The organism is Enterobacter sp. 200527-13 (genome assembly GCF_027924865.1).
Classification (GTDB): Bacteria; Pseudomonadota; Gammaproteobacteria; order Enterobacterales; family Enterobacteriaceae; genus Enterobacter; species Enterobacter ludwigii.
Window position 1 is genome coordinate 33,447 of sequence record NZ_BSCM01000010.1, and the last position, 13,285, is coordinate 46,731.

Below are 13,285 nucleotides of genomic sequence, written 5' to 3' on the forward strand. Positions count from 1 at the left end.
TTTTCATCGCAGGTCATCAGACCGCTGCACGCTTCATTCGCCTTGCGTCGCACTTTCAATCGTTAAACGCACATCAGACGTGATCAGTTCGGCCAGCATCTGGTACACCTTCAGCGTCTCTTCCGGCTCGGCATCGCCCGTATCACTGATAAACCCTTCATCACGCAGCGTCAGCACCAGAGAGCTGAAGACCGCTTTGTCGAAGAATTCCGGGGCGTTAATCCCGTGCAGAACAGACAGGCGCTGTGCCAGCGTCCGGCTCTCTTTCTCGAGCGTACCGCGGTTAATGGACGGATTCGCGCTCAGCAACCAGAAGGTGATAGCGTAGCGCTGCAGCGTTTCACGCGCGCCCGCCGCCAGCAGTTGCAGGGTACGGGACCGTGACGGATTGATATGCAGCTCGTCGTTCGTGACGGTAATCAGCCCCTGACGACGCAGCTCTTCGGTCAGTTTATCCAGCTCAGTCGCCAGTTCGTCCTTGTCCCAGCGCAGGAACAGCTCCGCTTTCAGCATTGGATAGAGCGTTTCAACATGACGCAACAGCTCCTGACGCGAGATGCGACGATGCTGGGTGATGATGGCCGCCATGAGCGAGGGCAGCATTAGCATATGCGCGATGTTGTTGCGATAGTAAGTCATCAGCACCGCCTGCTCGCGCGGGAGAATGATGATGTCGCCGATGGTGTCCTTTTCGACTTCAAACTTGTTCATCTGCAGGGCATGCTCGATAAGCTCGCTTGCTGTGCTTACCGGTACGGTCGAATCCACCGAGTACGGCACGTTGCGCATCATGTCCAGATAGCAATCCAGCTGCTCCGTAAGCTGTTCACGGGTCAGTGAACGCTGACGAGAGGCCAGAAGCGCCGTACAGCACAGGTTCATGGCGTTTGCCGCACCGGCGTTGTTAATACGCACCATCAGTTCAGAGGCGATGCTGTTGACCGTAGGCGTCAGCCAGGCCGGGCGAATCGCTTCGATAGGATCGATAGACTCGCGCCACTCCGGAACATGGTTGTTCAGGTAGGTCATCAGCGGCATCGGCTCGCCAAAGTTGACGTAGCCCTGGCCAAGGTTGCGTAACTTGCTCAGGCCGCGCAGCATCTGCGGCAGGCTCTCTTTCTCTTTGGTCGCACCGCGCAGCTCTTTGGCGTAGGTGCCCACTTCCATCACGTGCTCGTAGCCAATGTAGATGGGTACCAGGGTGATCGGGCGGGTTCCCCCGCGCAGCATCGCCTGAATGGTCATCGACAGCGTGCCGGTTTTAGGATCGAGCAGACGACCGGTACGGGAGCGACCCCCTTCCACGAAGTATTCAACGGAATAACCGCGGCTGAACAGCTCGCCAAGATATTCACGGAATACGGTGGAGTAGAGCTTGTTGCCCTTAAAGGTACGACGGATAAAGAACGCCCCCAGGCGGCGGAAAATCGGGCCGGCTGGCCAGAAGTTCAGGTTAATGCCGGCAGCGATGTGCGGCGGTACTAGACCCTGGTGATAGAGCACATAGGAGAGGAGCAGATAGTCCATGTGGCTGCGGTGGCAGGGGACATAGACAATCTCATGGCCATCATGGGCCAGCTGGCGTACGCGCTCGGCGTTATGAACGTTGATGCCCTGATAGAGGCGGTTCCACGTAAAGCCCAGAATACGATCGGAAAGACGAATCATCTCGTAAGAGAAGTTCGCGGCAATCTCCTCCATCAGTGCAATAGCGTTCTGCTGTGCTTTCTCATGGGAAATCTTTTTGCTACGCGCTTCGTCTTCAACGGCTCTGGCAATCGCTTTGGAGGCCAGCAGCTTGTTGAACAGGTCCTGACGTGCAGGAAGACGCGGGCCGACGGCAGCCAGACGCTGACGGGCGAAGTGCATACGCGCCACGCGCGCCAGTTTTTGCGCGATAATCTTGTCGGTGCCGTGCTCGTCCGCCATACGGCGCAGCGAAACGGACGGGGAGAAACGCACGAAGCTGTCACGTCCCAGCCAGGAGACCGCGAAGAATTTCTGAATACCGTTAAGCATGCGCAGCGGCGGGTTCTCTTCACCTTTCTCTCTGCCCGGGCGGCGACCAAACATCACCGATACCGGCACCATCTGCACATCCAGACCCGGATTGCTGCGGTGCAGGTCGAGATAGTCGTGGAAAAGCTTGATGGACTCTTCCTTTGGCGTGTAATAGGTAAACACGCGCGGCCCGCCGTGAATGAACACATAGCGCGGCAGCAGAGTGCCGTCGACTTCGAGGGGGTCAAGCGGGTCAGGTAAATCATGCGCCAGACACTGGGCGCGAAGCGTCAGTAGGTCTGCCTTCGAGTTATAAGGCAAAACGTACATAATTGGGCGTGACGTATCGAGCCCCAATTCCAGCGCGGGTTCCGCTGGGATAGACTTGCTTTTTACCAGGACGCTTAATGGTAAATTAAGTAATTTGTAGTAAATTCGTGGCCAGCCGGACATAAACGATGTAAAGCCTCTGGTTAATAATGCAATTGCGGCGCAAGGATAACAGAAAGCGCGCAAAATTTCTGTTGTTACCCGTCATACTTCAGGCAGCAGCGAAACACGCTGCGCCTACTGTTACTGACGCTATTTTAATTAAAAGGTTCTTTTAATGGCCAATAATACCACTGGGTTAACCCGAATCATCAAAGCCGCCGGCTATTCATGGAAAGGTTTCCGTGCCGCGTGGGTCAATGAAGCCGCGTTTCGCCAGGAGGGCGTCGCCGCTATCATCGCGGTGATTATCGCCTGTTTCCTTGATGTTGATGCGATTACCCGCGTTTTGTTGATCGGCTCCGTGCTGTTGGTGATGATAGTGGAAATTCTCAATAGCGCTATTGAGGCCGTGGTGGACCGTATCGGCTCTGATTTCCATGAGCTCTCCGGCCGGGCGAAAGACATGGGGTCCGCTGCCGTATTGCTGGCGATTATCACTGCGGTCATCACCTGGGTCACGCTGCTTTGGTCACATTTCCGATAAGCCTCGAGAAATAATTAAGTCCCTGGTTTTTTGTGCAGTTTTTGGTTCCAAAATCGCCTTTGACTGTATATACTCACAGCATAACTGTATATACACCCAGGGGGCGGAATGAAAGCGTTAACGACCAGGCAGCAAGAGGTGTTTGATCTCATCCGGGATCATATCGGCCAGACGGGTATGCCACCCACGCGTGCGGAGATCGCTCAGCGTCTGGGTTTCCGTTCTCCGAATGCTGCCGAAGAACACCTGAAAGCGCTGGCGCGTAAAGGCGTCATTGAGATTGTATCGGGCGCTTCACGTGGCATCCGTCTGCTGGTGGAAGAAGAGACAGGCATTCCGCTGGTGGGCCGTGTCGCGGCAGGTGAACCTTTGCTGGCACAACAGCATATTGAAGGTCACTACCAGGTTGACCCAGGCATGTTTAAACCGAGCGCAGATTTCCTGCTGCGCGTCAGCGGCATGTCGATGAAAGATATCGGTATTCTGGACGGCGATCTGCTCGCAGTTCATAAAACCCAGGACGTGCGCAACGGGCAAGTTGTGGTCGCGCGTATTGACGATGAAGTTACCGTTAAGCGTCTGAAAAAGCAGGGTAACACCGTCCAGTTACTGCCTGAAAACAACGAGTTCTCCCCGATTGTTGTGGATCTCCGCGAACATAACTTCTCTATTGAAGGGCTGGCTGTTGGGGTTATCCGCAACGGTGAATGGCTGTAATCATGTCATAACAGGCTACGGACCTGCCGTAGCCTGATTCAATCTCCACTGCCGGTATTTTTCATGTCACTGCTGACGACATCAGATAAGGCATTGTGGCGTCTTGCACTGCCAATGATTTTTTCCAATATCACCGTCCCTCTGCTGGGACTGGTAGACACGGCTGTTATTGGTCATCTGGATTCCCCCGTTTATCTGGGCGGCGTCGCGATCGGCGCGACGGCAACCAGCTTCCTTTTTATGCTGCTGCTCTTTTTGCGTATGAGTACCACCGGGCTTACGGCTCAGGCGTACGGCGCAAAAGATCCGTTGCGTCTGGCGCGAGCGCTGGTACAACCCTTGATCCTTGCCCTGGGCGCAGGTGCGCTGATTGTGGTGTTGCGCACGCCACTGATTGATCTGGCGCTGCATGTCGTTGGCGGGAGCGAGGCGGTACTTGAGCAGGCGCGACGCTTCCTTGAAATTCGCTGGCTCAGCGCGCCCGCATCACTGGCGAACCTGGTCCTGCTTGGCTGGTTACTCGGCGTGCAGTATGCCCGTGCGCCAGTCATTCTGCTGGTGGCAGGCAATCTTCTCAACATCGTGCTTGATGTCTGGCTGGTGATGGGTCTGCATATGAACGTGCAGGGCGCCGCGCTGGCGACGGCAATTGCAGAATACGGTACCTTTTTCATCGGCCTGTGGATGGTCTGGCGCGTGCTGGCCCTGCGCGGTATCTCGCTTGCGATGCTCAAAACCGCGTGGCGCGGTAATATCCGCACGCTGCTGGCGCTCAACCGCGACATTATGCTGCGCTCGTTACTGCTTCAGCTCTGCTTTGGCGCGCTGACGGTCTTTGGGGCGCGACTTGGGCCGGAGATCGTCGCGGTTAATGCGGTCCTGATGACGCTGCTCACCTTTACCGCGTATGCGCTGGATGGCTTTGCCTATGCCGTTGAAGCCCATTCCGGGCAAGCGTATGGCGCACGCGAAAGCGGCCAGCTCCGCGAGGTGTGGCGGGCCGCCTGTCGTCAGTCAGGCCTGGTGGCGCTGGCGTTTGCACTCATTTACGCCTGTCTGGGTGAACAGATCGTTGCCTTACTCACCTCCCTCCCATCGCTGCGCGAGCTGGCGAGTCACTATCTCTTCTGGCAGGCAATCTTACCGGTGGTGGGCGTGTGGTGTTATCTGCTGGACGGCATGTTTATTGGCGCGACGCGAGGTGCGGAGATGCGCAATAGCATGGCGGTCGCTGCGGCGGGATTTGGTCTGACGTTGCTGACGCTGCCGTATCTGGGCAACCACGGTTTGTGGCTGGCTCTGGCGGTTTTCCTCGCGTTACGTGGTCTGTCGCTGGCCTTTATCTGGCATCGTCACTGGCGAAATAACACCTGGCTGCCTTCCCGCCACGATATATCGTGACGGTTAAAGATTCCGAATATAAAAACAACTGCCGGATCCTTAACTACAATAATAATCACGTCCAGCAGAAAAGAACGAAGCGGACGAAACTTACAGACGCTTAACACGAGGACACGATTATGAATAAAGACGAAATCGGCGGCAACTGGAAGCAGTTCAAAGGTAAAGCGAAAGAACAGTGGGGTAAGCTGACGGATGATGATATGACCATCATCGAAGGTAAACGCGATCAGCTGGTGGGTAAAATTCAGGAACGTTACGGCTACGAGAAAGATCGTGCTGAAAACGAAGTGAAAGACTGGGAAACCCGTAACGATTATCGCTGGTAATCCTTTACTCCCCCTGAGGGCGGCTTCGGGCCGCCTTTTCTTTTGCCGTTAACGCGGCTTTTTCTTCACCAGTACAGAATGGTCGTGCTGGCACTCATCCTGGTGACGACAGGCTTCTACCTCTACGCAGGCTGAGCACAGGCCGTGCGCTTCAATCACGTTATGACGCAACGCAAAGCCCATTTTGGCTGCCAGCGTATGCATAATATCTTCAACGCCTTCCGCACCTTCTTCCTTCACGCTGCCGCAGCGATCGCAGATAAACATGGCCGACGTATGGGTTGGCTGATCGAACAGATGGCACAGCACATAGCTGTTTGTCGATTCAACCTTATGCACAAAGCCCTGTTCCAGCAGGAAATCCAGCGCGCGGTACACCGTTGGCGGTTTAGCCTGTGGCTCGCTTTCGCGCAGCAGATCAAGCAGATCGTACGCGCTGATCGCGCCCTGCTGCAGGCTCATCAAACGTAATACTTCAAGGCGCTGCGGAGTCAGGCGCACATTGCGTTGCACGCACAGCTTTTCTGCCTGCGCTAACAGCTCTTTTGTGGACTTATCCATTTAGCACCCCGGATGTTATAGGCTGGAAAACCCCCACTTTATCATGTTCTGCTAAAAACACCGAGATCCGCCAGGCTGTGCTATACCTGACGCAACGCAATCCGGGGAATAAACGATGAAAAGACCTGACTGTATTCGACACTGGCGCGACGTAGAAGGCGCAGATGACTCAACCTATCCCGACAGTAGTGAACGTTTTGCCATTGGCGCACCGCTGGCGCGTAAGCTCGGCCTTGGACGCATTGGTATACACCATGAGCGCTTACCGCCAGGCCGACGGACCTCTTATCCTCATGCTGAAAGCGACGAAGAAGAGTTTATCTACGTGCTTGAAGGCTACCCTGAAGCCTGGATTAACGGATATCTATGGAAACTTGAACCTGGCGACAGCGTGGGCTTTCCCGCCGGAACCGGGGTCTGTCATACCTTCATCAACAACACCGACGAAGAGGTACGGCTTCTGGTGGTGGGTGAGGCCAACAAGAAGCATAACCGTATCTATTATCCGCTTAATCCGGAGTACGCCGCCACGCGCGACGATCGCTGGGTAGACCACCCTCCTCAGTTTTTTGGACCGCACGATGGAAAACCTGGGAAAAAATAATTTCCTCTTCTATAAATATTGAGGGCCGTCACAAATAACAACAGGCCTGGCGGGAATTTAACTTAAGGAAATAGCGGGTCTTTTTGCACTTATTCACAGCAATAGTTCGTTCCTGTTTGGGAGATAACAGACAGGGGTTATTTAATAACAGACTATAAGACGAGCATACTGTGAAAAAACATTTTAAATTTTCGGTGGTTAGCATCGCTGTCTCCTTGTTTATGGCAAATCAGGCGGGAGCAGCCAATACCTGGACAGAATCACGTAGCGACGCCATGGGGGGCACGGGTGTCGCGGCCGGAAACTATGGCAGCGGGGCGTTAATCAACCCTGCGCTACTGGCGAAGGCGAAACCGGACGACGATGTGACGGTCATTTTACCGTCCGCTGGCGTGCAGGTGACTGATGAAGACAATCTTCAGGATGAGATTGATACCATCAACGATAAAATCAACCATTACAAAGACGTGGTTGATAACCTTACACCGATTGAGATCATTACCAACCCGTTAGGTTCCATCAACCAGTTCCAGGGCGCGGCGAAAGATCTCGCCGATGAGCTGGATTATCTCAAGGGCAAAACGGCACGCGCCACGGCGGGTGCGGGGATAGCCGTCAGTATTCCTAACGATGTCCTTTCCGTGGCCTTTATGGCTAAAGGCTATGCCCACGGACGCGTCAGTTCTTCTATTGATCAGCAAGATATTGATTACCTGCGCGGTATTCAACGCAGCGATGCGGTGGCTGCCGGCGTTGCACTGGACGCTGCGCTGAACGGCACCGATCAAATCACGAAAAACCTCAACTCAACGGCGTCTGGCCGGGCGGCAATTGTCTCCGACTATGGTATCGCGGTGGCGCGTCAGTTCGAGCTTGGCGGTGTTCCGGTATCTGTTGGCGTCACTCCAAAACTGCAAAAGACCTGGGTCTATAACTACACCACCTCCATTTACGATTATGACAGCAACAAGTGGAACGACAGCCGCTACCGTACTGACGACACCGGCTTTAACGTTGATGCCGGTATCGCGGCCGATTTTGGTGAGCACTGGACGGTCGGCGTGAGCGGACAAAACCTGATGTCACGCGATATCGACACCAAAGACATTCGCATCCGCAACGGGCGCACGGGTGAGGTGGTGAGCTATAAAGACACCTACCAGATCCGCCCTCTGGTTACCGCGGGTGCCGCCTGGCATAACGATCTGGTGACGTTAACCGCCGATGGCGATCTGACGGAAACCAAAGGCTTCAAAAGCGAAGACACTTCTCAGTATGTTGGCGTAGGCGCCGAAGTGACGCCGCTGAACTGGCTGGCGGTGCGTGCGGGTTTCCGTGCTGACATGAAAGGTAACGACAGCAATGTCTTCACTGGCGGTGTCGGTTTTGCACCGTTTAACACGGTCCATGTCGACCTGATGGGCCTGTACGGTGAAGACGAGACCTGGGGCGCAGGCGCCCAGCTGAGCATGACCTTCTAAAGTGCACCGGAGGCGCTGCGCCTCCGGCTTTTCTTTGTGCTATAGTAGCGCCCCCTTTTCACCAGATGCTTAAAACTTCGCCATGTCGTCAGAATTACAGACTGCTTTCCCTGCATACCGTTTCTCCATTGCGCCGATGCTCGACTGGACGGACAGACACTGTCGCTACTTCCTGCGTCAGCTCTCCCGCCATACGCTGCTGTACACCGAAATGGTGACCACCGGAGCAATTATTCACGGAAAGGGCGACTATCTGGCCTACAGCGAAGAAGAGCATCCGGTTGCGCTGCAGCTTGGCGGTAGCGATCCCGCTGCGCTGGCGCAGTGTGCGAAGCTTGCAGAAGCGCGTGGCTATGACGAGATTAACCTTAACGTTGGCTGTCCGTCCGATCGTGTGCAGAACGGCATGTTCGGCGCGTGTCTGATGGGCAATGCATCCCTGGTGGCAGATTGCATCAAGGCGATGCGCGATGTGGTTTCCATTCCGGTGACGGTCAAGACCCGTATCGGCATTGACGACCAGGACAGCTACGAATTTCTCTGCGATTTTATCAATACGGTCTCCGGAAAAGGCGAGTGCGAGATGTTTATCATCCATGCGCGTAAAGCCTGGCTCTCCGGACTTAGCCCGAAAGAGAACCGTGAAATCCCGCCGCTGGACTACCCGCGCGTGTACCAGCTAAAACGTGACTTCCCGCAGCTCACGATGTCGATCAACGGCGGCATTAAATCGCTGGAAGAGGCCAAAACACACCTGAAGCATATGGATGGCGTAATGGTCGGGCGCGAGGCGTATCAAAATCCAGGCATTCTGGCGACGGTCGACAGGGAAATCTTTGGCGTTGAAGGCGCAGATACCGACCCGGTTGCCGTGGTACGCGCCATGTATCCCTACATTGAGCGTGAGCTGAGTAACGGGACGTACCTTGGTCATATCACCCGTCATATGCTGGGCCTGTTCCAGGGGATCCCGGGAGCACGCCAGTGGCGTCGCTACCTTAGCGAGAACGCGCATAAAGCCGGTGCAGATATCGAGGTGCTGGAACACGCGCTACGTCTGGTCGCTGATAAGCGATAATTTTCGCTAAAAGATCGTCAAATTCACCACGCCTCGCACACCCGTGCGGGGCGTTTTGCTTTAAGAACAGCGGGTTATGGTTGGCATGATTCTTGTAATGATCGCGGTATCATTTGGGAACGCGTGGGAGAGCACCATGTTAGAACTACTTTTTGTGATTGGCTTTTTTGTCATGCTGATGATGACGGGTATTTCCCTGCTCGGGATTCTGGCGGCTATCGTCGTGGCGACGGTGGTCATGTTTATCGGGGGATTATTTGCCCTGACGCTGAAGCTCCTGCCGTGGCTGTTGCTGGCCATTGCCGTGGTGTGGGTGATACGGGCGATTAAATCACCAAAACTGCCCACTTATCAGCGCAATAACCGTTTTCGTTACTAAGGTATTGAGGTGTTCGTCACATACCTGCAACTTTTCCGGCAGCATTGCTTAGAACAGAATAGGATTTACTTATCGAATCTGTCACTATGACTGCCGCTAAAGAATTCATCGAGCTGTACCCTACATACAGCCGAATTAAAAAAAAGAAAGGGCTTCCCATGGGAAGCCCAATTTCTTTTTAGGGGTCAGGGAATTAACAGACTTGAACCCTGTGTTGCTCTGCTCTCCAGCACCTCATGTGCTCGCCTGGCATCGGTTAGTGCGTATTTCTGCGCCTCCGCCACATCCACTTTAATCACGCCGCTGGCGATCAGCGAAAAGAGCTCGTTGCTGGCCTCGATCAGCTCTTCCCGGTTAGTGATATACCCCTGCAGGGAAGGGCGAGTCACATACAGCGACCCTTTCTGGTTGAGAATGCCAAGATTAATGCCGGTCACGGCGCCCGAGGCGTTGCCGAAGCTCACCATCAGCCCGCGACGCTGCAGACAATCCAGCGACGCCTCCCAGGTATCTTTACCCACCGAGTCATAAACCACGCGCACCTTTTTGCCGTTGGTTATCTCTTTGAGGCGCTCAGCAATGCTCTCTTCACGGTAGTTAATCACCTGCCAGGCGCCGGCCTGAAGCGCGCGCTGGGCTTTTTGTGCACTGCCCACCGTGCCGATAAGTTTTGCACCGAGCGCTTTGGCCCACTGACAGGCGATCAGCCCCACGCCGCCCGCTGCGGCATGAAACAGGAACTGCTCGTCAGGTTTGATCTCATAGGTTTTGCGCAGCAGATAATAGACCGTGAGTCCTTTCAGGAATGAGGCGGCCGCTTGTTCAAACGAGATGGCATTTGGCAGAAGGGCGGCTTTATCGGCCGGCACGTTGTGCACGGAGCTGTAGGCACCCAGCGCGGATTGCGCGTACACCACGCGATCGCCCTCTTTAATATGCTTAACGGCACTGCCCACTTTGAGCACGACGCCTGCCGCTTCCGTTCCCAGTCCGCTTGGCATGGAGGGAGGCGGATAGAGACCGCCGCGAATATACGTGTCGATGTAGTTAATGCCGATGGCTTTGTTTTCAACCTGAACTTCGTTTTCACCAGGCGCTGCGGGGGTAAACTCCACCGCGTTTAACACTTCTGGCCCACCATGTTTCTGGAATTCAATGCGCGTTGCCATGCTCCCTCCGTCAGAAAAATATGGTAATCTTTCGACCCACTCTTTATCTCGGTAACTCCATTCACTATGGCAGGAAACAAACCCTTCAACAAACAGACTGAACCTCGCGAGCGTGATTTCCAGGTCGCAGGATTAAAAGTCCCGCCGCACTCGATTGAAGCGGAACAGTCGGTGTTGGGCGGTTTAATGCTGGATAACGAACGCTGGGACGACGTCGCCGAGCGCGTGGTGTCCGAGGATTTCTATACCCGTCCGCACCGTCATATCTTTACCGAAATGGCACGTCTGCAGGAGTCGGGCAGCCCGATTGACCTTATCACGCTCGCGGAATCGCTGGAGCGTCAGGGGCAACTGGACAGCGTGGGTGGGTTTGCTTACCTGGCGGAACTGTCAAAAAACACGCCAAGTGCGGCGAATATCAGCGCTTATGCCGATATCGTGCGCGAACGTGCAGTTGTTCGTGAGATGATCTCGGTGGCGAATGAGATCGCCGAAGCCGGTTTTGATCCGCAGGGGCGTACCAGCGAAGACCTGCTTGATCTGGCCGAGTCCCGCGTCTTTAAAATCGCGGAAAGCCGGGCAAACAAAGACGAAGGCCCGAAAAATATCGCTGATGTGCTTGATGCTACCGTCGCGCGTATTGAGCAACTGTTCCAGCAGCCGCACGACGGTGTCACCGGCGTGAACACCGGCTATGACGATCTCAATAAGAAAACCGCGGGTCTGCAGCCGTCAGATTTGATTATCGTTGCGGCGCGTCCCTCCATGGGTAAAACGACATTTGCGATGAACCTCGTCGAAAATGCGGCGATGTTGCAGGACAAGCCGGTTCTTATCTTCAGTCTTGAGATGCCATCAGAACAGATCATGATGCGTTCTCTGGCGTCGCTGTCGCGCGTGGATCAGACCCGTATCCGTACCGGCCAGCTCGACGATGAGGACTGGGCGCGTATCTCCGGCACCATGGGTATCCTGCTGGAAAAACGGAATATTTATATCGATGACTCCTCCGGCCTGACGCCGACGGAAGTGCGCTCCCGTGCGCGCCGTATCGCCCGTGAACATGGCGGCATTGGCCTTATCATGATTGACTACCTTCAGCTGATGCGCGTGCCGTCGCTGTCCGACAACCGTACGCTGGAAATCGCGGAGATTTCCCGCTCGCTCAAGGCGTTAGCCAAAGAGTTGCATGTGCCCGTGGTGGCGCTGTCGCAGCTTAACCGCTCCCTGGAACAACGTGCTGATAAGCGCCCGGTCAACTCCGACCTGCGTGAATCGGGCTCCATCGAGCAGGATGCCGACTTAATCATGTTCATCTACCGTGACGAGGTTTATCACGAGAACAGCGACCTGAAAGGGATCGCCGAAATTATTATTGGTAAACAACGTAACGGCCCTATCGGTACGGTACGTCTGACCTTTAACGGACAGTGGTCGCGTTTCGACAACTACGCCGGTCCTCAATATGATGATGAGTAATTTTTAAGGAATTCAAATGCAAGCGGCAACTGTAGTCATTAACCGCCGCGCTCTGCGACACAACCTGCAACGTCTGCGTGAACTGGCTCCCGCCAGTAAACTCGTTGCAGTCGTGAAAGCGAACGCTTACGGACACGGTCTTATTGAGACCGCGCGAACGCTCCCCGATGCCGACGCCTTTGGCGTCGCCCGTCTTGAAGAAGCCATCCGCTTGCGCGCGGGCGGGATCACTCAACCGATTTTGCTGCTGGAAGGCTTTTTTGAAGCGGCAGATCTGCCGACCATTGCTGACCAGCATCTGCACACCGCGGTACATAACGAAGAACAACTCGCGGCGCTGGAAACCGCCGAGCTGAGTGAGCCGGTCACCGTCTGGATGAAGCTCGATACCGGCATGCACCGTCTGGGCGTGCGCCCGGAAAAGGCGGACGCGTTTTATCAGCGTCTGTGTCAGTGCAAAAACGTCCGTCAGCCGGTGAATATCGTGAGCCACTTTGCCCGTGCCGATGAACCCGAGTGTGGCGCGACCGAGCAGCAGCTGGATATTTTTAATACTTTCTGCGAAGGCAAGCCAGGAATGCGCTCCATTGCCGCGTCTGGCGGTATTTTGCTGTGGCCGCAGTCGCACTTCGACTGGGCGCGTCCAGGCATTATTCTTTACGGCGTCTCTCCACTGGAGAACAGACCCTGGGGGCCGGATTTTGGTTTCCAGCCGGTAATGTCCCTTGTGTCTAACCTGATTGCCGTGCGCGATCACAAAGCGGGTGAGCCCGTGGGCTACGGCGGAACCTGGACCAGCGAGCGCGACACACGCCTTGGCGTGGTGGCGATGGGCTATGGCGACGGTTATCCCCGCGCCGCGCCGTCCGGCACGCCGGTACTGGTCAATGGCCGTGAAGCGAACATCGTGGGCCGCGTGGCGATGGACATGATCTGCATTGACCTCGGGCCAGATGCGCAGGATAAACCGGGTGATGACGTGGTGATGTGGGGTGAGGGTTTGCCTGTTGAACGCATCGCTGAAATCACAAAAGTGAGTGCTTACGAACTTATCACGCGCCTGACATCAAGGGTTGCGATGAAGTACATCGACTAACAGACCTTTCCAGG

At 55.2% G+C, this 13,285-nt stretch carries 13 protein-coding genes; 10 read left to right on the forward strand and 3 right to left on the reverse strand.

Annotated elements, in window-relative coordinates:
* Positions 1-33 precede the first annotated feature (33 nt).
* The gene (gene plsB, locus QMG44_RS21580; protein WP_063925900.1) at positions 34-2,454 is read right to left on the reverse strand and encodes a glycerol-3-phosphate 1-O-acyltransferase PlsB; all 2,421 of its coding nucleotides are present in this window, start codon (positions 2,452-2,454) and stop codon (positions 34-36) included.
* Between the two features lie 154 nt (positions 2,455-2,608).
* Here plsB and QMG44_RS21585 point away from each other — a divergent pair, with 154 nt between their 5' ends.
* The 4 genes from QMG44_RS21585 to QMG44_RS21600 all read left to right on the forward strand — a co-directional run bounded on the left by QMG44_RS21585 (position 2,609) and on the right by QMG44_RS21600 (position 5,424).
* Positions 2,609-2,977 carry a diacylglycerol kinase gene (locus QMG44_RS21585; protein WP_014168202.1) on the forward strand — a complete coding sequence of 123 codons (369 nt, stop codon included), beginning with the start codon at positions 2,609-2,611 and terminating at the stop codon, positions 2,975-2,977.
* Positions 2,978-3,085: 108 nt separating this feature from the next.
* Positions 3,086-3,694: a transcriptional repressor LexA gene (gene lexA, locus QMG44_RS21590; protein ID WP_014168203.1), complete on the forward strand. Its 609-nt coding sequence runs from the start codon at positions 3,086-3,088 to the stop codon at positions 3,692-3,694.
* Positions 3,695-3,757: 63 nt separating this feature from the next.
* Positions 3,758-5,095 (forward strand): MATE family efflux transporter DinF, encoded by a 1,338-nt coding sequence (dinF, locus tag QMG44_RS21595; protein WP_014168204.1) that lies wholly within the window; start codon positions 3,758-3,760, stop codon positions 5,093-5,095.
* Positions 5,096-5,214: 119 nt separating this feature from the next.
* A complete protein-coding gene (locus QMG44_RS21600) occupies positions 5,215-5,424 on the forward strand; it encodes a CsbD family protein (RefSeq protein WP_014168205.1) in 210 nt (69 codons plus the stop codon).
* A gap of 48 nt (positions 5,425-5,472) precedes the next feature.
* Here the strand turns inward: QMG44_RS21600 and zur are convergent, their stop codons facing one another.
* Positions 5,473-5,985: a zinc uptake transcriptional repressor Zur gene (gene zur, locus QMG44_RS21605; RefSeq protein ID WP_014168206.1), complete on the reverse strand. Its 513-nt coding sequence runs from the start codon at positions 5,983-5,985 to the stop codon at positions 5,473-5,475.
* Positions 5,986-6,100: 115 nt separating this feature from the next.
* Here zur and QMG44_RS21610 point away from each other — a divergent pair, with 115 nt between their 5' ends.
* From QMG44_RS21610 to pspG, 4 genes are all read left to right on the forward strand, one after another.
* Positions 6,101-6,589 carry a cupin domain-containing protein gene (locus tag QMG44_RS21610; protein WP_014168207.1) on the forward strand — a complete coding sequence of 163 codons (489 nt, stop codon included), beginning with the start codon at positions 6,101-6,103 and terminating at the stop codon, positions 6,587-6,589.
* Between the two features lie 221 nt (positions 6,590-6,810).
* Complete coding sequence (gene traF / locus QMG44_RS21615; RefSeq protein ID WP_153853120.1) at positions 6,811-8,070, forward strand: conjugal transfer protein TraF; 1,260 nt, start codon at positions 6,811-6,813, stop codon at positions 8,068-8,070.
* 82 nt (positions 8,071-8,152) lie between these two features.
* The gene (dusA, locus tag QMG44_RS21620; RefSeq protein ID WP_086533132.1) at positions 8,153-9,148 is read left to right on the forward strand and encodes a tRNA dihydrouridine(20/20a) synthase DusA; all 996 of its coding nucleotides are present in this window, start codon (positions 8,153-8,155) and stop codon (positions 9,146-9,148) included.
* A gap of 136 nt (positions 9,149-9,284) precedes the next feature.
* Positions 9,285-9,527, forward strand: a complete 243-nt coding sequence (pspG, locus tag QMG44_RS21625) for an envelope stress response protein PspG (protein ID WP_020882842.1) — start codon at positions 9,285-9,287, stop codon at positions 9,525-9,527.
* Between the two features lie 185 nt (positions 9,528-9,712).
* Here pspG and QMG44_RS21630 read toward each other — a convergent pair whose 3' ends face one another.
* Entirely contained in the window at positions 9,713-10,696 is a 984-nt protein-coding gene (locus QMG44_RS21630) for a quinone oxidoreductase (RefSeq protein WP_014168211.1), read from the reverse strand.
* 66 nt (positions 10,697-10,762) lie between these two features.
* Here QMG44_RS21630 and dnaB point away from each other — a divergent pair, with 66 nt between their 5' ends.
* Both dnaB and alr read left to right on the forward strand, forming a co-directional pair.
* Positions 10,763-12,175, forward strand: coding sequence for a replicative DNA helicase (dnaB, locus tag QMG44_RS21635; RefSeq protein ID WP_008503375.1), 1,413 nt, complete (start codon positions 10,763-10,765; stop codon positions 12,173-12,175).
* A gap of 16 nt (positions 12,176-12,191) precedes the next feature.
* Complete coding sequence (gene alr / locus QMG44_RS21640; RefSeq protein ID WP_014168212.1) at positions 12,192-13,271, forward strand: alanine racemase; 1,080 nt, start codon at positions 12,192-12,194, stop codon at positions 13,269-13,271.
* Positions 13,272-13,285: the final 14 nt, after the last annotated feature.

Excerpts from the sequence above, each read along its gene's own strand:
- alr (WP_014168212.1), top strand. The coding sequence starts at position 12,192 with ATGCAAGCGGCAACTGTAGTCATTAACCGCCGCGCTCTGCGACACAAC.
- dusA (WP_086533132.1), top strand. The coding sequence starts at position 8,153 with ATGTCGTCAGAATTACAGACTGCTTTCCCTGCATACCGTTTCTCCATT.
- dnaB (WP_008503375.1), top strand. The coding sequence starts at position 10,763 with ATGGCAGGAAACAAACCCTTCAACAAACAGACTGAACCTCGCGAGCGT.
- dinF (WP_014168204.1), top strand. The coding sequence starts at position 3,758 with ATGTCACTGCTGACGACATCAGATAAGGCATTGTGGCGTCTTGCACTG.
- pspG (WP_020882842.1), top strand. The coding sequence starts at position 9,285 with ATGTTAGAACTACTTTTTGTGATTGGCTTTTTTGTCATGCTGATGATG.
- QMG44_RS21585 (WP_014168202.1), top strand. The coding sequence starts at position 2,609 with ATGGCCAATAATACCACTGGGTTAACCCGAATCATCAAAGCCGCCGGC.
- plsB (WP_063925900.1), bottom strand. The coding sequence starts at position 2,454 with ATGTCCGGCTGGCCACGAATTTACTACAAATTACTTAATTTACCATTA.
- lexA (WP_014168203.1), top strand. The coding sequence starts at position 3,086 with ATGAAAGCGTTAACGACCAGGCAGCAAGAGGTGTTTGATCTCATCCGG.
- QMG44_RS21610 (WP_014168207.1), top strand. The coding sequence starts at position 6,101 with ATGAAAAGACCTGACTGTATTCGACACTGGCGCGACGTAGAAGGCGCA.
- traF (WP_153853120.1), top strand. The coding sequence starts at position 6,811 with ATGGCAAATCAGGCGGGAGCAGCCAATACCTGGACAGAATCACGTAGC.
- zur (WP_014168206.1), bottom strand. The coding sequence starts at position 5,985 with ATGGATAAGTCCACAAAAGAGCTGTTAGCGCAGGCAGAAAAGCTGTGC.
- QMG44_RS21630 (WP_014168211.1), bottom strand. The coding sequence starts at position 10,696 with ATGGCAACGCGCATTGAATTCCAGAAACATGGTGGGCCAGAAGTGTTA.
- QMG44_RS21600 (WP_014168205.1), top strand. The coding sequence starts at position 5,215 with ATGAATAAAGACGAAATCGGCGGCAACTGGAAGCAGTTCAAAGGTAAA.